This window comes from Marinococcus halophilus, assembly GCF_900166605.1.
GTDB lineage: Bacteria > Bacillota > Bacilli > Bacillales > Marinococcaceae > Marinococcus > Marinococcus halophilus.
Genome location: NZ_FVZD01000005.1, coordinates 401,533 through 418,655, shown reverse-complemented (window position 1 = coordinate 418,655; position 17,123 = coordinate 401,533). Strand labels below are relative to the sequence as shown.

Below are 17,123 nucleotides of genomic sequence, written 5' to 3'. Positions count from 1 at the left end.
TTTCTTTTTATGAATTCATTTAAAACAACCCTAGAAATTTTTTCTTATTTTTAATTTTGAGCGGCTCATCAAGCAGCGGGTCTTTATTTTCAATAATGCGCTCGGCGTTCTCCAAAAAGGTGTCTACATATTCTGCTCCCAGATGATGGTCAATGTAATCATAGGCTTCCCGCAGGTCGAACGGGCGCATATCGATGTTATGAGCATCGGTCGACACGACATGGGTTAAGCTGTGGGTCACCATGTCTTCAGCAAACTGCTTGATGCTCTTATTCATTTTACCGGTAAAGCAGTGGGCGGTGACCTGGGTGAGCGCCCCGTTTTTCACAAATTCATGCAAAAGGTCCGGCTGCTCGCGGAACGCTTTTGTCCGTTCCGGATGCACAATGACCGGCACGTAGCCTTCCACCTGCAGCTCAAACATCAGCTGCTTCGCGTATCTTGGCACCTGCGCACTCGAAAATTCAACAAACACGTAGCGGCTGTGATTGAGGCCGATAGAGATGCCTTTGTTCAAATCGTTAAGTAGTTCCCCGTTAATCCGGTTCTCCTGGCCCGGCAGCACCTTCACGTCGATACGGGCGCTTTTCAGCGACTCGTTCACGTAGTCCACCAGATGGGGAATATCCTGCCCGCTGTTGTCCCAGGCACCATTTTTATGATGCGGTGTGGCAACCACGGTGTGTATGCCGTTCACCTGTGCGGCTCTTCCCATTTCGATGCTGTCCTGAATTGTTGCGGCCCCGTCATCAATGCCGGGGAGTATATGTGAATGCAAATCGATCATAATTATTTGCTCCTTTACATTTTTTCCACACCAACAGCTTACCATATTTTCGCAATTTTATGCAGAAGACCTGCGGAGAATACTCCACAATAAAAAAGCCCGGAAGACGTCGTTAGCCGAAGTCTTCCGGACTGTAATTCCGTGCTGTTCAAATCGTCAGCTTGATCGTTTTGAGTTCATACGGTTTAAAGTGTAGCGTCAGGCTGGAGCCGGCTTCGAGCTTTTTCACCGGCTCCTCCAGCAGGCTGCATTCCATGCAGGTAGAAAAGGCATGGGCGCTTGCAAACGTTACTTCCCCGCGCACGCCTCCGTGCTCATGCAAACGCACAATAATGCCGTCATCATCCTCCGCCTGCTTGACGGCGTCCACGGTAATATTAGCCGCCTCAGTCTGCAGAAAACTGTATTCGTGTGCTTCCATCGCTCCATCCACGCTTTCCGCCGGAATGTTGAGCTCCGTTGCTTCCTGTACAGTGCCGCCATCAAACCAGTCTCCCTTATGAGGAAACAGGCTGTACGTGAAAATATGTTCGCCCTGGTCCTGGGTCGGATCCGGTTCTATTGCGGATTTTAACAGCGTCAGCTTCATTACATTGTCTTTGATGTCATAGCCGTACTTGCAGTCATTAAGCAGGCTGATGCCGTAGTCGCGCTCCGAAAGATCCGCCCACTGGTGGCCGACGGTTTCAAACATGGCCATATCCCAGCTTGTATTCCAGTGGGTTGGGCGCGTGACATTGCCGTATTGAATATCATAGGTAGCTTCGGTGGCACGGATCTTTACTGGAAACGCTGCTTTCAGCAGCTGCTGGTGCTCATGCCAGTCGACCGTCGTTTTAAAATCGATTCTTCTTGAATGGCTGTACACAATAACTTTCTGGTACACCGAAGAAGACTGGTAGCTCCATTCCAATTCAATGACCGCACGAAGCGGCCCGGTTTCGGCCAGGTGAATTTTTTTCAAATCAGAAACGGCATACTGTTTCTCTTTGTAAAAAATATCGATGTCCCAGGCGTCGTACGAAAGCGGCTTGTCCTCAAACACCTCGAGAACGTTCGCCGGCCCGTCCAATGCTTCACGTCCGGACTCTTTATCATACACACTCACGAGCTGGCCGCGATCATTAAAATCGATCGTATAAAAAGGAGTTTCCAGGCGCCTGCTCTCGTACTGAAACGGCTTTTCCTCTTTTTTCTGTGCTGCCCCGCCGGCGTAAATCACCTTGTACCCGAGCGCCGGGAGATCCGGCACGTGCACGAACACCTCTCCAGACTCTTCTGTCTGCATCTGCAGCTGCTCACCCGTATGGCTGGTCCATCCGGTCTCTCCATCCGGCACCTGGATCAGTGCCCCGCGCGAATGGGAGGCCGGGTTGAAAACAGTCTGTTCCTGTCCGGCCTGTTCATGCTTCAGCAGTTCCGTCTTTGTTTCCTGTTCGTTTGCTTCAACGAGCTCCAGCGCTTTTGCATATTCCTTTGTGCTGTCTTCATACACTTCCCGAATTGAAGAACCCGGAATAATATCATGAAACTGGTTGCGCAGAATGATTTTCCATCCCTGCTGCAGCTTTTCCTGCCGGCCCCTGTGCCACGAACCGTTCTGGAGATACGTCAGGGTGTCGAGCCATTCCGCCCGGCGGTAGCGAAGCTCTGCGGTGCGGTTCATTTTTTTATTGTAGGCCTGGCTTGTGTACGTGCCACGGTGGTACTCCAGATACAGCTCCCCGTCCCACGTGTGCACGTACTGGTCGGTTTGTTCCATGCGTTCATGAAGCCCGTCGAGATACTGGTCTACCCTCCCTGTTTTCACATTCGGGAGCCCCGGCATCTCGTCGAACCGGCGTATTTTTTCCAGCATATCCCGGTTGACCCCGCCGCCGCCGTCTCCGTATCCATAGGATAAAAGCAGCTCATTGTTAAAGGAGCGGTCCCGGTACTGATCCCATATACCCTGAATGCTTTCCGCTTCAATTTCACCATTGTATGTGTATTTGCTTGAGCCGTCCGGCGTCGTGATAAAATGAGCAGCAATCTCTGTGCCATCGATGCCGCGCCAGGTGAATGTATCATGCGGCATACGGTTGTACTGGTTCCAGCTGATTTTGGTGGTGATAAACGTATCGATGCCCGCCTGCTTTAAAATTTGCGGCAGCGCCCACGAGTAGCCGAAAACGTCCGGAAGCCACAGATACCGGCACCGCTTCACGCCAAGCTCGTGTTCGAGGAAGCGCTGGCCGTATAAAAGCTGCCGGCTGAGAGATTCGCCGGAAGGGATGTTGCAGTCGGCTTCAAGCCACATCGCGCCCCCAGCCTCCCAGCGGCCTTCGGCTATGCGCTGCTTGATCTGTTCGTAAATCTCCGGGTAGTCATCTTTGATATATTCATACAGCTGTGGCTGCGTTTGCAGAAACTGGTATTCCGGGTACTGGTCCATTAATTTCAGGACAGTGGAAAAGGAACGTCCCGCTTTTTCCCTCGTATGCTTGAGGCGCCAGAGCCAGGCAACGTCAATATGGGTGTGGCCTACGGCGCGCACAGTCAGCGGATGCTCTTCCTGCAACGGCTTCAGTTCGTTATGAAGCTTGTCGTTCGCTTCTTCCACCGACTTGTAAAATGCTCCGTTCCCTGGCACGCGCCAGTCGATATGCTTAAACGCCCGGTCCAGTGCCTGCAGCAGCAGGGCTCTTTTTGCGTCCCGCCCACCAAGTACGGCGACCGTGTCTAAAGCTGCCCCTGCCGTGTAATACAGATCATCCGCCGCCTCATGCAGGCAGGAAATAAACGCCTCCTGCAGCCGATGCTCCTGAACTTCCCGGTTCCCCTTAATTCCTTCGAGACCCGACCAGAGCCGGAATTCAAGCGTGATTCTCTGCCCGATTAACCGGTCAGGAAAAAATACCTCTTTGTGATTCCCATCGACGGCCTGCATCGGTTCACCGTTGACGTACAGCAGTGATTCAAATCCGGAATTGTGGCCGCCGCCTGTTTTTCCGAAATCAAACACGCCGACGACCTTTTCTCCCTGCCACTGTGCCGGCAGCTCTACTTCTGTTTTCAGCCAGAGATAGCGGTCCCTCCCTTCCCAGCGGTCGCCAATGTTCATTTTAGTCGTTTCCTGCTTCGGCATAGCCTGTATGATTTCTTCTCCTGTTTGTTCTTCCACCGTTTGAAAATGCTCGATCGGCTGTTTGTTGGTATAACGATATTTCTGTAGCTCACTTATTCGCTGCCCTAATTTTTCCTCTGTCCAAAACATATTTTTCATCCTCTCTGAAGTAAATCCCTGCTATCCTTTAACAGCTCCGCTCGTCAATGCTCCAACAATATAGCGCTGCAGCAGGACGAATAAAACGACTACTGGAATAATGGACATAATGCTTCCTGCAGCAAGCAGGTGGGTCGTAATCTGGGTCTGGGTGGACTGAAGGTTTACCACGCCGACCGAAACCGGGTACAGCGACGCATCATCGATCAGGATGAATGGAATAACAAACTGCGACCAGCTCTGCACAGCAACAATAATTACTACGGAAACGATACCAGGTATGCTGACCGGAAACAAAACGCGGCTCAGCATCTGCCATTTGTTGCAACCGTCAATAATTGCCGCTTCATCCATGTCCACCGGCACGGTATCAATGTAGTTTTTCAAAAACCACGTGGTAAACGGAAGCACTACGGCGACGTATACAAGAACGACCAGCCACAGCTGGTTCAAGAGCCCCCAGCTTGCAAACAGCCGGTACAGCGGAATGGTAATAACTACTGCTGAAATCATCTGGGTCATTAACACAGCGACCATCAGCTGGCTTTTAAACTTCATCCGGTACCTTGATAAGGCAAACGCTGCCGGGATTGCAATGAGCAATGTTAATACAACTGTGGAAGCCACAATTCGAAACGAGTTCCATAAATACTGGAGCACCGGGGCTGAATCCAGCACTTCCCGGTAGTTCCCGATCGCAAAGCTTGTCGGAATGATACTTGGGGGCACCTGAAGCACTTCAAACCTTGTCTGCAGGGACAGGGAAAGCACCCAAAGAAGCGGAAATAAAAAGCTGAGTACAACAAGCACGTAGCTTGTATAAAGCCCAATCTTTATCCACCGCTGTTTTTTCGCACCTACCATCATTTATTCTTCCCCCCTTCGGCCGAGTACCTTTAAGTACACAAGCGTCATTACTACGTTCACCACCAACAGCACTACGGCAGTCGCAGCACCTTCTCCGAGGTTAAACTCCCTGAAAATAGCTGTATAAATACTTAAAGCGATAACTTCTGTGCTGTTACCCGGCCCGCCTCCTGTAAGGGCCATCACCATATCGAACGTATTGAAGGTATCAATAGAAATAATAATCAGGTTCACCAGTATAATAGGAGCGATCGCAGGAAGAATAACATTTTTCATGCGCTGGAGCGCACTTGCTCCGTCAATAACCGCTGCTTCGAGCACATCCTTCGAAACCGTTTTCAATCCTGCATACATTAAAATCATGCTGAATGCTGTGCCGCGCCATATATTGGCGAGCGTCACGGACAACAGCGCCATGGTCGGGTCTGAGAGAAAGGAAACGGGCCCGAGGCCTATGGTACTCAGAGCATAATTGATAATGCCTGCGTCTGTTTCGTTGTACAGCATGCCCCATATAACCCCAATGACAACACCTGGAATGGCCCAGGCCACGAGGACAGAGGTACGCACGACGACTGTGCCCCGCAGATTCATTTTCTCCCCCTGTACAATGAGAAGTGCAACGATAAATCCAGCAAAGAGCTGAAAAACAACACTGAAAAATACGAAGAACGCTGTTGTTCCGATCATCGGCAAAAAGCCTGGAAGTGTAAACATGCGAAGATATGATTCCAGCGTATAGTCGTACCCTACCTGAATCATATTTGCATCTGTGAAGCTAAGCCGCACTATTTGGAGAATTGGGTAGAGGAATACTGCGGCCAATACCAGCAAAAGAGGGATTAGCCAGGGATACGGGGTGTCCCACATTGTTTTTCTCGGCCTCCGCTTTTGTTCCGTTTGCTGAGGGGGAAATGCTTTATCGTATGTGCTCATTCGCTCTCACCGCTTTCTCCGAAGGTGACAATTTCCCATGCATCATCAACCGCCTGTTCCGGCTCCTTGCTCCCGGATATTACCTGGGAAATAGCCGTTTGCAGCTGTACCGAAATTTCGTTATATTTTGAAGCCCCCGGACGGGCTTCGGCCTCTGTTTCCAAAGATGTCAGAAACTCGTCATTGAAAGCGCCGGGATTGTAAGAATCGGATTCATATACAGACGTCCGGGCCGGCAGCGATCCCTGAATCGAAGTGAATTCGCCCATCCCTTCTTCACTGATAAAGGAATCCATAAGAAAATCAAAGGCGGCTTCCTTCTTCTCCGGGTCATCTGTAAAAATCCCCCAGGCCCAGCCGCCAGCGCTTGATACGGTTGGATCGTCTTCCTCAATTGTCGGAAGTGAAGCTACTTCCCAGTTTTCAAAATCGTCGCCAAGTATTTCTTCTATCGTGGCCGCCTGCCAGCTTCCGCCTAAAAACATGGCCGTATCACCGGCTGCAACTTCCCCATTTGCATCATTTTCCCGGCCCGAACTCGCCATGCGCTTGGAAACAGCTCCTTCCTCCTGGGCACGGTCGAGCGTTTCAAACGTACGAATCATGGCTTCTCTATTCTCTCCTTTGCCGAAAACCGGGTTGCCTTCCTTATCCACCAGCTTGCCGCCCTGCGACCAGAATAACGGCCATAAGGATGTCACCGATGTGCCCTCTCCAATGCCCAGCGGAAGTACCAGGCCTTCATAGCCTTCTTTTTGTACCTCATTGGATACTTCAATCACTTCCTCCCAGGTCGACGGCGGTTCTTCAATGACTTCCTTGTTATAATAAAGCATTCTCGTATCCGTGCTCATGTACAGGCCATAGATCTTTCCGTCATCGCCCCGTAATACCTTCTCCGCAAAAGGAAGGTAATCATCTGGATCGAGACCCCGCTCTTCCATCAGTTCATCCAGGGGCTGCAAATATTCTTTGTAACGATCCAGCATATAGCCGTCAATCGCAGCCATATCCGGCGCCCGGCCGGTATTTGCCTGTTCAAGCAGTCTGGCCATCGCTTCATCAATGTTGCTCGATTGCAGACTAAGTTGAATGTTCATATCCGGATGTTCTTTTTCAAAGGATTCTATATTTTCTGAAATATAATCTGATGTTGCGGCTGATGGGGCTTCAGGTGAATAGCCTGCTGTCGTGTACCAGGTGAGCGTCTCTTTTTCTTCTGCGCTCGGGTTGTCACCGCTGCAGCCTGCCAGTCCTGCTATTACCAGCATAGACATTCCAATCGATATTGATTTTTTCATGAGGCTCCGCCTCCGATCTGCATTATTTTCTAACCTTTCACTTCTTAAAACAGTTTTAATAAGTCTTTAAAAGCTAAAGGCTGCAGAAATTTCTTAGTGCAGCGCTCGTTTTAGAATCAGGGAAGCCGCTCCCATAGCCTCCGCTTCCTGCCCGAACTTCGACGAAATAAACTCCATTGCGCCTGCTGTTTCAGGATAAACACATTCTCTAACTATTTTTTCTGCTTCTTCAGGAAACTCCGGGACAGCTGTAATCAACCTGCCGCCAATGACGACCAATTCCGGATTAAGAAAATTCACTTTATCGGCAATGGCACTGCCGACGTCCTCCATGCTTTCCTGAATGATCTCCTGCGCCAGCGGGTCCCCTTTTGCCAGGCCTTCGATGAATTCTTCTATGGAATGTAAATTTTTTGGCAGTGATGTTGAATCACCTCGATGTATCCGGCCCTTTGTTTCTTCTAAAATGGGAAGAATAGAGTATAAAGCCTTTCCTGTTACATTGTTTTTCGGACGCAGCCGCCTGCTTTCGAATCCTACCTCCCCCGCCAGGTGAGTCGTGCCCCGGAAGAGTTGGCCATTGATGATATAACTGCTCCCTATACCAAAATCGATCATAAAATAAAGCACGTTTTCTGCCTCCCGTGCATGACCGTAATGCCATTCTCCGAGCAGCATGCAGTTTGCGTCTTTTTCAAGACAGACAGCTGTATCAAACGCTTTTTCAAATAATGTAACGACTTGGATGTTTCGCCATAGAGGCAGGTGCGGCGGGGATAAAATGGTGCCTTTATCCGCATTAACCGGGCCGGGTGAACTAATACCGATACCTACCATCTTTTTTAACTGGAACTTGGGCACATTTACAATTTTTTTAACTCTATTTATCACTCTCCCTATTACCGCTTCAGGCTCTTCCGCTAGAGAAAAAGATTCTGTTTCCCGGTAAATTATCTCCCCCTTTAACGTAGTAATCACAAGCACCACTTCTTCTACGGAAATGCTTACGCCGACTAAATAGTGCCACTCGGAATCCAGGGTATACAGCGTAGGTTTTCTGCCTCCATTGGACAGTGCCTGCCCCGCCTCCTGCAGCAGCCGTGCTTTTTCCAGATCAACCAGAATATTTCCTACGGAGGCTACTGTTAAGCCTGTCGTTTTAGCCATTTCCTGCTGGGTCATTGGCTCTTCACTGCGGTGCAGCAATTCAAATACACGCCGCCGGTTTGCTGTTTTTAACATGTTTGCGTTCGTTACCGTCATGATAGCCACCTATACTTCTTAAAATTGTTTTAATAAGCAATTATATGATAACGCTTTCATAAAGAAGTGTCAATATTTTCTTTTTTATTATGGATTTATTACAATGGTATCATCTAATTATTGGAGTGATCGCATGGACTACCGCCAGCTCATTTATTTTATGGAAGCCGCCCGGCTTGAAAGCATTACCCGCGCCGCTGAACATCTGTACGTTACCCAGCCGACGATTAGTAAAATGCTGCGCCAGCTTGAGGAGGAATGGAGCGTAACGCTGTTTGACCGCTCTCGCAAGAAGCTGACCCTTACAGATGCCGGAGCAGTCATGCTTGAGCAGGCCAAAAAGATACGCCACGCTTATCATGGCCTTGAGCACGAGCTTGACGCTCTCCGCGGCTTAAAGCGAGGACAGCTCCGCATCGGGCTTCCGCCTATTTTAAGTTCTTCCTTTTTCACTCGCGTGATCGCCCCTTTTCACGAAAAGTATCCCGAAATCACCCTTCACCTCGAAGAAAACGGGTCAAAAAAAATCGAAGAGGCTCTGCTGCACGGCGACCTTGATGTCGGCGCCGTCGTTTTGCCAACAGAGGAATCGTTTTTTCATATCCATCCCTTTATTGATGAGCCGCTTCAGGTCGTGCTTCCCTCCCGACACGCCCTTGCTGTGCAGTCGTCTGTCGGGCTTGCCGAGCTGAACCGGGAGCGATTCCTGCTGTTCAACCAGGACTTTTCCCTGCGCCAGCAGATAATTGCCGCCTGCCGGGATATCGGGTTTATGCCCAACATTCTTTCAGAAAGCTCACAGTGGGATTTTATTGAGAAAATGGTGGCGAGCGGTCTCGGCATTACCCTTCTTCCCGAAAGTATTTGCCGGGAGCTGGGCGGGCAGGTAATTATTCGTCCGCTTTCCGACGAAACGCTCCGCTGGAGGCTTGGCCTTATCTGGCATCGCGAGCATTACCTCTCCTTTATCGCTAAAGAATGGCTCGATTTTTCCATCCCGGTGCTTTCCCAAATGGGGCAGGAGCATTAACGTCTTTAGCATAGACAAAGGTTATGTTAAATATGTTAATCATTCATTTTCATTATGATTTTGTATAGAGTATCCTTATAAATGAAAGGAGACTTCACTATGCAGGCACGGAAAATGCGTGAAAGCCGTATCGTCAACACTGACCAGGTACTGCTGAACGATTTAAATAATTATAATTCTCTATTTGGCGGCGTTTTGATGAAAAAACTCGACAGCTGCGCCACGCTGTCGGCCCGCCGGCACTCCCGGGCGAAGGAGTGCGTGACCGCTTCGACCGATTCCATCGATTTTCTCTGTTCGATTTTCCAGACAGATTCAGTCTGCATTGAATCCTTTGTATCCTATACCGGCACAAGCTCGATGGAAATTTTCTGCAAGGTGATCGCTGAAGACATGATGAGCGGAGAACGCCGGATAGCAGCTACCGCCTTTTTAACGTTCGTCGCTCTCGGCGATCACGGCAAACCGGTACCGGTTCCAGGCATTATTCCAGAAACGGATGAAGAAAAAACGCTATTTGAAACCGGCAAAGACCGCGAAATTGACCGCAAGCACCACCGGCAGAAAAGCAAGGAGCTAGCGAAATTTATAACACTGGAAAAACCTTGGGATGAACACGAGGAGGGCGCACAGTATGATCACATTAACTAGTATTCAAACACTTCGAAGCGTCGAGGAAGAACGCAGCACGCTGATGAAAAACAACGAAGAGCTCTATACGCTCTGGGCGCATGCCGTCCAGCTGACCCGGAAGCTTCAGCTTCGCTATCAGAGCCTCTGCAAGCTGCTCGAACAGACAGAGAATCTTCCGGATGACGTTCAGGCGCTGCCGGCTTCTGTACGAAGCCTTTATATAGAAGAAGTCCAGAAGCTGCGCAGGCAGACAGACGACGCCCAGCTGCAGCAGCTCATTCAAACACTTTCCTCTGAAGAACAGGAAGCTTTCTGCGCCATGACCGCCGGCGCCACCCCGGAATCCATTAAAGGGGTAAGTAAATAACTAAACGTATCCAGGCAATTCTATTGTCTGGATTTTTTTGTAACTTCCCGGCAGTTTAGGCGACTATTATTTGTAGCAGATATCATATAATTACAGCCTATTGAACTATTGCTGAATTAACTATAAAATGAAGCAATACTACATAACCAGGCAGACAGGAGAAATGGAGACATATGAAAAAAGCATTATTAATTATTGGCGGGCTGTTTTTGGCGCTCCTTATAGCAGTCGGCATCTATGCCTGGTACCTTTACGACTCGGTTGCGGATACGGCGGAAAATATTAACGAGGGCAACGATCGCCAGAGCAACCTTCGGGAAGCCGATGTAGACATGGATGCAAGCGAGCCGATTTCCATTCTGCTCATGGGCGTTGATGCCCGGAATGGAAGCACCTCAGGCCGGACCGACACCATGATTGTGGCTACTGTAAATCCTGAAACTGAATCAACCAAAATGGTCAGTATTCCAAGAGATACGTATACGGAAATGATCGGACGGGGAGATGAAGGAAAAGACAAAATCACACATGCAAATGCGTTTGGCGGGGCTGACATGGCAATGAATACCGTGGAAAACTTCCTGAACGTACCGATTGACTATTACGCTACTATTAACTTTGAAGGATTCGAGGATATGGTAGATGCGGTAGGTGGAATAACCGTCAACAATACTTTTGCTTTCAGCGACAACGGCTATGATTTTCCAGAAGGTGAAATCGAAATGGACGGGGAAAAAGCACTTACCTATGTTCGTATGAGAAAAGAAGATCCACGCGGGGATCTCGGACGTAACGAGCGCCAGCGCCAGGTACTTGAAGCTATTGCGAATAAAGGACAGAGCGTGACATCCATCACTCGCATTGGCGACTATCTCGATGTGGTAGAGGAAAATGTGCGCACGAACATGACCTTCGATGACATGAAGGATCTGCGCTCGAATTACTTCAGCGCCCGGAATGATATTGAAAACATTAGCTTTGAAAACGGCCAGGACCGGACAATTGATGGAATTTACTACATGGAGCAGGATCCGGCCGAGGTGCAGGAAATCTCGAACACGCTCCGTGAGCATCTCGAGCTTGAAAACGGCGAAGAAGCTCCCGCAGAATAAATAAAAAACGGTGTCCTCAGCGAGGACGCCGTTTTTTATTTGGCTTTGGAACGGTTTGGCATAAACCATTTTCTTTTTTCTTTTAACGGAAGCGGCTCCTCGGTACTCACATAACGATTATTCAGCACGCATGCTGCGTTGTCCTTCAGCATTTCTGCATAATCTTTTCCAGCCAGCTTTTCAATACTGTTGAAGGCCCCTTCCAGGGAAGCTCCCTCTTCAGAGGGATCGATGGTCATACTCGCTGTCATGTTAGCCCACCGGTGCTGAATCATTTTTTCTGCCAGATGCCTTTGCGGCTTCGGAGCGGCTTTGCTGAAGCTTTCTGCACTCACCTGTGCGAGCGATCCGTCTTTAATCAGCCGGTACAGCTCTTCAGGGTGCTGCTGAAAACCCGGTTCCTTTTCCGGTTCTGCAAGGATGGGCATGTACCCTTCCATACGCAGTTCATGTAAATTCGCATGCATGTTGTGATAGGAAAGCTCTTCGCTCCACTCTACAAGAACGTACCGGCTGCCGTTTAGCGTTAGTGCTTCTTCCGTCTTTAATTCATTGATCAGTGTATCTGTCAGCCGAACGCACTGGCCGGGATAAATACGAATGTTGCCTAATTCACTGTACCACTGCTTTTGAAACTGCTCTATTAAAAATGGAATTGTATCTCCTGGACGTTTATCGTTTTCATGCCACTGCGCTGGAGCCACAATAATATCTGTAACTCCTGTTTTCTGGCATTCTGTGAGCCATTGCCTGACATTATTCTTTTTCTCCGCAGTATCGTCTTCCTCACTTAAGATGTATCTGTTAATGTCAATCAACTCTTCCACTCCTTTGGTTCGGCCCTCAGCCTTTATTATTCCTTCGGCATGGAAATGATTAAGCAGTTTAAGTATAGCACATAACCTCCCCCGTCAAAGTAACTATATCTCAGTCTGCCAACATCCTTCCCGCAAGACTTTTATCACAAAAAAGAGGCTGAAAGCAATGACTCTGCTTTTCAGCCTCTCGGTTATTTGTTATGTTTAGAAACGTCCTGCGCCAATGTAACGGGATTTCCAGTAGGAGCTGTTCATATCGGAAATCGTGACGCCACTCGAAGCACCGGCATGGAGAAACTTACCGTTTCCAACGTAAAATCCCATATGGGAAGGGCCAGTTCTTGTTTCATAAAATACGACATCGCCTACGCTTGGATTCGACACCTTCGATACCTGGGTCCACATTTGCGCTACAGTTCGCTGCGTCTTTACACCGTGCTGATTCATAACGTACTGGACGAAGCCACTGCAGTCAAAGCCGCTCGGTGTAGTGCCGCCCCATACATATGGAGTGCCCATATACTGCTTGCCTGTTTCCACTACCGCTGAGGACGAGCCGGTCGATATGCCTGCTACTGCGCTGGAATTGGAACTCGAAGAGGAGCTGGAATTTCCTGAAGAAGCCGTCACATTACTGCTCAATGCTTTTCTGGTAACCGGCCCGACGACGCCGTCCACCCCGATGCCTGCAGCGCGCTGAAAGTCTTTTACTGCTGCATCTGTTACAGGACCGAATACGCCATCCACAGAGCTGTTATAAAACCCTTTGCTTTTCAGCGTGCTCTGCAGACTGGTCACTTCGCTTCCGCGGTCCCCCCGGCGGAGACTTGAAGACACGCTCGAGCTGGAAGAACCTGAGGAATTCGAAGAAACGTTGGAGGAAGAGCTGCTGCCGCCAAGATTCATTTTACTGAATGTGATAGGGCCTGCTACTCCGTCCACACCAATGTTCTGCGCACGCTGGAACGACTTCAGGGAGCTTGCTGTTACCGGGCCGAATACACCGTCAATGGCGCCGCTGTGATGCCCTTCGCTTTGCAGGTACTCCTGCAGCTCCTTTACGTCAGAGTTCCGGTGTCCTATTTTTAATGTTTGGTCTCCAAGAGCAGCGTCTGCAACGCTCGGCGTAGCTAGAAGTCCTGCTGCAAGCGCAGCGCTGAATAAGAATTTTTTCATATGTTTTCGTCTGTAAGGTCTCTTAATATCCGGAGTGTGTATGTTGTGAATCTAAGGTTTCAGAACAGCTCATCTGATAGAAATATATGTAATAAAAGGGATATTTTTTATTATTAAGAGTTTAAGACGATTACACCTCCTGTTATTTTATTTTTAAGTGATTAAGTATGTTTTTTCCGTATTTATTAACTACTCGTAGTATATGTTGGAGGCACAACTAATTCAATAGAAGTGGAACTTTTGTTACACAAATGTAATTCAGCACACAAATTCGTAACTTTATTAGTGATCTTAGACCTACTTAAAACTTTGTACACGGTATAATATGCCCAGTAAACATAAAAAACTTCCTCCACCTGCGAAAAGGCGGAAGAAGTTATGCGTTATTTTCACATCTGTAATATTCTATGTTCTTTAATGTAGTCGATGACCTCTTCCACGCTGATATCCTCTGCCAGAATATACCTGCTGCGCTGATGCACTTCCGGTTTTTCAAGAATATTCAGCTTCACGCAGTAGCGGAACAGCAGAGTGATAAACTGGCGAAGCGTAGAGGCCTGATAGGTGGATTTTTCCTTCAGTGAATCCCCAAAGGCTTCAAAGTAATCCTTTGAAGAGAAAGGAGATTTATTCTCCCAGGAAACCAGGTTCTGTAAGAACGTCCTGAAAAATTCAACGCTTACAGCGTATGTCTGTGGTGCTTTTTTGAATTTCAGCAGCCCCTCTTCTTCAATGTAGTATAAAAGAAGCGTGTCCCGGTTTTGGGCTGAAGAAGCGCTGGTAACGTTCAGATGGGGATCTCTGAAGGGAACTGTGGGAGCGGACAGGTCGACCAACCCTTTTTCTCCAAAGGGCACCGCCTCCACGTTATTCCGTTCCGGGTAACTGGCATCCTCTCCCGCGATAAAAGCCTTCATTCGTTCGAGGCTGCGCATATAATGTACGGCCTGTTCGGCGCGGTCATAGTTATGGTCCTGCACCGCCTCATGCAGTATTTCCTGTAGCTGTTCTTCATATTTTGCTGGCATTAAGGGTGAATCTCCTTTCTTCAGTGACGGTCTTCATATTATTAATTTTTTGCACTTGTGTAAGAATTAATTTAACAATTGTTTTTATGCAAAAATAATCAGCCATTTGAATTATACTTAATATATTTTTTCATATTGTCCTGCCGGCGTCTATACTTTCTTGTTGTATAATTATAAATTACACACATATTCTTTTATCGTACGTTATTCTTTTACTACTTTCATCGGTCTTCATTCTCGATAATTATAGCGGTCTTTATTAGTATTTTTATACTGACGTGAAAAAAGCCGGAAAAAGCGAATATCGCTTTTTCCGGCTTACTGGTTCTCTATACTGCCCGCAGTACTATAACGGTGGAGGCATAATCTCCTACAGGCTTTTTCACCCCCTCTGTATTCACCGGAAGCCCTGCATACATTAGTTCAGCACCATACAGTTGCCAGTCTGTTCCTTCCACTGCATAAAGCAGCTCTTCAGCGAGTCCGACCCCATAAACCCGGCTGAACCCATCATTTGGTTCTTCGAGCACCTGGTACCTGCCAATGACTGCCGTTTTCTTATCCTTCGAAACCACGCTCCAGGAAGTCACGTTTCCATCACCCTCAAACGGGCTCGTAATCCGGTAAAAGTCACCTTCCTGGAGAAGCTCCCGGTAGTGTTTGTAAAATCCCACCTGCTTTTGCAGCACTGATAGATCCGGCTCCTTCGTAATATCAAGCTCGTAGCCAAAATTTCCAAAATAGGAAACGTCCGCCCGTGTCTGCAGACTCGTAGTCCGGTGCACCTGATGGTTGGGTACGTCAGATACATGGGCACCCATTGTCTTCAGCGGATACACCATCGACGTACCGTACTGGATACGGAGTCTTTCCACAGCATCGGTATTGTCGCTCGTCCATGTCTGCGGCGCGTAGTACAGCATGCCGGGATCAAACCGGCACCCCCCGCTTGCACAGGACTCAAACAATACATGCGGAAATTCTGTCGTCAGCCGCTCATACAAATCATAGACACCGAGCACGTAACGGTGCATGATTTCCTGCTGCCGGTCCGGCGGATACACCTTAGAGTAAACTTCTGTAAGCGGCCTGTTCATGTCCCACTTTACATAAGTGATGGCAGCATCCTTTAGCAGCCGGGACATCTGACGGTAGAGCTCATCAACTACCTCCGGCCTTGAAAAGTCCAGCACAAATTGATTCCTTCCCTGTGAGGGCTGTCTCCCCGGTGTTTCAAGTATCCAGTCCGGATGCTTTTGAAACAGTTCGCTTTGTTTTGATATCATTTCCGGTTCAAACCACAGGCCAAAACGCATATCCATGCCTGTGATTTTTTCCGCCAGCCCCCGGATGCCGTTTGGAAGCTTACTTTCATCTTCAAACCAGTCCCCGAGCGATGTCGTGTCATCGTTCCTGCGGCCGAACCACCCATCATCCAGGACGAACAATTCGATACCACACTGACTGGCTGTTTCCGCCATGGAAACAATCTTTTCTTCATTGAAATCAAAATAAGTGCCTTCCCAGTTGTTTAAAAGCACTGGTCGTGCTTTATCCCTCCACGGGCCGCGCACAAGTCGGCTGCGGTACAGATCATGAAATTTGTGGCTCATGTCGTTTAAACCTTCCATCGAATGTACCATCACGACTTCAGGCGCCTGAAATGTTTCGCCTGGTTCTGTCTTCCATGAAAAATCAAAATCCGGCAGCCCCATAGACATCCTCGATACTCCAAAATGATCCACCTCTATCCGACCCTCGAAATTACCGCTGTAAACAAAGCTGAAACCAAATACTTCGCCCCGGCTTTCATCTGTTCCCGGACGCTTCAACGCCAGAAACGGGTTGTGCTGGGCACTACTGATGCCTCGGGTGCTTGCAATCTGCTGTACTCCCTCTTCAAGCTTTCGTGTTTTCACGTGACGCTCTCTCGCCCAGGCACCGGATAAATGCAGCATCTCAAACTCTGCGTCCGGAAAATCGACATTCATGCTTTTGACACCAAGCAGACGAAACGGTTCACTTCCGCCGTTATAAACAGCCGCACTCCGAGTAATGACCCCCGAAGCTTCGAAAAGAGTATACAGCAGAGTTAATTCCGCGTTCAGATGGTAATCTTTCAGAGTAACGACGAGCGTAGAAGCTTCATCTCCGTGCTCTGTGTATGTGGCCGGCAGCCCTGACAGTTCCGGCTTATTCTTAAGAAAGACATGGCTTTCATATTGAAAATTAGTAATACGGCTGCCATCCTCCTGCTGAATGTGCAGCGCCGGTTCACGGAAATCAGTTGTTCCATAGACTGGATATTCCTGCTGTACGCTTTCGAGCGAAAATGAAGGGGCTTCTTCAAATACAGAAGTCGTATTCGACCGCTCTTCAAAACGTCGCAGATGGGAAAAATTCTCACGGTGCGGCAGACGTTTTCCGTAGTAAATATGCCCAAGTTGATTATTTGGAAGCACATCGAACACGTAACTCGTATTCGCTGCCTGCAGATGAAATGTTTTAGTGGCACTGCTGTAATGAATAGGCATTTTGGT

The 17,123-nt window shown here is 48.5% G+C and carries 14 protein-coding genes; 4 read left to right on the top strand and 10 right to left on the bottom strand.

Translation table 11 applies throughout. The features are described 5' to 3' along the window. Nucleotides 1–19: 19 nt before the first annotated feature. The 6 genes from B5066_RS04530 to B5066_RS04505 all read right to left on the bottom strand — a co-directional run bounded on the left by B5066_RS04530 (nucleotide 20) and on the right by B5066_RS04505 (nucleotide 8,419). Nucleotides 20–787, bottom strand: coding sequence for a tyrosine-protein phosphatase (locus B5066_RS04530; protein WP_079474757.1), 768 nt, complete (start codon nucleotides 785–787; stop codon nucleotides 20–22). A 148-nt stretch (nucleotides 788–935) separates the two neighbouring features. Beyond that, nucleotides 936–4,043: an alpha-mannosidase gene (locus B5066_RS04525; RefSeq protein ID WP_079474756.1), complete on the bottom strand. Its 3,108-nt coding sequence runs from the start codon at nucleotides 4,041–4,043 to the stop codon at nucleotides 936–938. Nucleotides 4,044–4,073: 30 nt separating this feature from the next. Next, nucleotides 4,074–4,919 carry a carbohydrate ABC transporter permease gene (locus B5066_RS04520; RefSeq protein ID WP_244897340.1) on the bottom strand — a complete coding sequence of 282 codons (846 nt, stop codon included), beginning with the start codon at nucleotides 4,917–4,919 and terminating at the stop codon, nucleotides 4,074–4,076. After that, nucleotides 4,920–5,855, bottom strand: a complete 936-nt coding sequence (locus tag B5066_RS04515; RefSeq protein WP_244897339.1) for a carbohydrate ABC transporter permease — start codon at nucleotides 5,853–5,855, stop codon at nucleotides 4,920–4,922. It abuts the gene before it with no gap. Continuing rightward, nucleotides 5,852–7,156 (bottom strand): extracellular solute-binding protein, encoded by a 1,305-nt coding sequence (locus tag B5066_RS04510; RefSeq protein WP_079474755.1) that lies wholly within the window; start codon nucleotides 7,154–7,156, stop codon nucleotides 5,852–5,854. The genes B5066_RS04515 and B5066_RS04510 overlap by 4 nt, the downstream gene beginning before the upstream one ends. Nucleotides 7,157–7,249: 93 nt before the next feature. Beyond that, nucleotides 7,250–8,419, bottom strand: coding sequence for an ROK family transcriptional regulator (locus tag B5066_RS04505; protein ID WP_079474754.1), 1,170 nt, complete (start codon nucleotides 8,417–8,419; stop codon nucleotides 7,250–7,252). A 133-nt stretch (nucleotides 8,420–8,552) separates the two neighbouring features. On the opposite strand from B5066_RS04505, the gene B5066_RS04500 reads away from it, so the two are divergent. From B5066_RS04500 to B5066_RS04485, 4 genes are all read left to right on the top strand, one after another. Next, nucleotides 8,553–9,449 carry a LysR family transcriptional regulator gene (locus B5066_RS04500; RefSeq protein ID WP_079474753.1) on the top strand — a complete coding sequence of 299 codons (897 nt, stop codon included), beginning with the start codon at nucleotides 8,553–8,555 and terminating at the stop codon, nucleotides 9,447–9,449. A gap of 99 nt (nucleotides 9,450–9,548) precedes the next feature. Next, nucleotides 9,549–10,100, top strand: coding sequence for an acyl-CoA thioesterase (locus B5066_RS04495; RefSeq protein WP_079474752.1), 552 nt, complete (start codon nucleotides 9,549–9,551; stop codon nucleotides 10,098–10,100). Further along, nucleotides 10,084–10,449 carry a hypothetical protein gene (locus B5066_RS04490; protein ID WP_079474751.1) on the top strand — a complete coding sequence of 122 codons (366 nt, stop codon included), beginning with the start codon at nucleotides 10,084–10,086 and terminating at the stop codon, nucleotides 10,447–10,449. The genes B5066_RS04495 and B5066_RS04490 overlap by 17 nt, the downstream gene beginning before the upstream one ends. Nucleotides 10,450–10,622: 173 nt before the next feature. Continuing rightward, nucleotides 10,623–11,561 carry an LCP family glycopolymer transferase gene (locus tag B5066_RS04485; RefSeq protein ID WP_079474750.1) on the top strand — a complete coding sequence of 313 codons (939 nt, stop codon included), beginning with the start codon at nucleotides 10,623–10,625 and terminating at the stop codon, nucleotides 11,559–11,561. Nucleotides 11,562–11,596: 35 nt separating this feature from the next. Here B5066_RS04485 and B5066_RS04480 read toward each other — a convergent pair whose 3' ends face one another. The 4 genes from B5066_RS04480 to B5066_RS04465 all read right to left on the bottom strand — a co-directional run bounded on the left by B5066_RS04480 (nucleotide 11,597) and on the right by B5066_RS04465 (nucleotide 17,117). Continuing rightward, nucleotides 11,597–12,379 carry a CpsB/CapC family capsule biosynthesis tyrosine phosphatase gene (locus B5066_RS04480; protein ID WP_079474749.1) on the bottom strand — a complete coding sequence of 261 codons (783 nt, stop codon included), beginning with the start codon at nucleotides 12,377–12,379 and terminating at the stop codon, nucleotides 11,597–11,599. A 204-nt stretch (nucleotides 12,380–12,583) separates the two neighbouring features. After that, nucleotides 12,584–13,555 (bottom strand): C40 family peptidase, encoded by a 972-nt coding sequence (locus B5066_RS04475; RefSeq protein ID WP_079474748.1) that lies wholly within the window; start codon nucleotides 13,553–13,555, stop codon nucleotides 12,584–12,586. A 389-nt stretch (nucleotides 13,556–13,944) separates the two neighbouring features. After that, nucleotides 13,945–14,583, bottom strand: a complete 639-nt coding sequence (locus tag B5066_RS04470) for a hypothetical protein (RefSeq protein WP_079474747.1) — start codon at nucleotides 14,581–14,583, stop codon at nucleotides 13,945–13,947. Nucleotides 14,584–14,912: 329 nt separating this feature from the next. Continuing rightward, on the bottom strand, nucleotides 14,913–17,117 hold the full coding sequence (locus B5066_RS04465; protein ID WP_079474746.1) for an alpha-galactosidase: 2,205 nt from the start codon (nucleotides 17,115–17,117) through the stop codon (nucleotides 14,913–14,915). Nucleotides 17,118–17,123 lie beyond the last annotated feature (6 nt).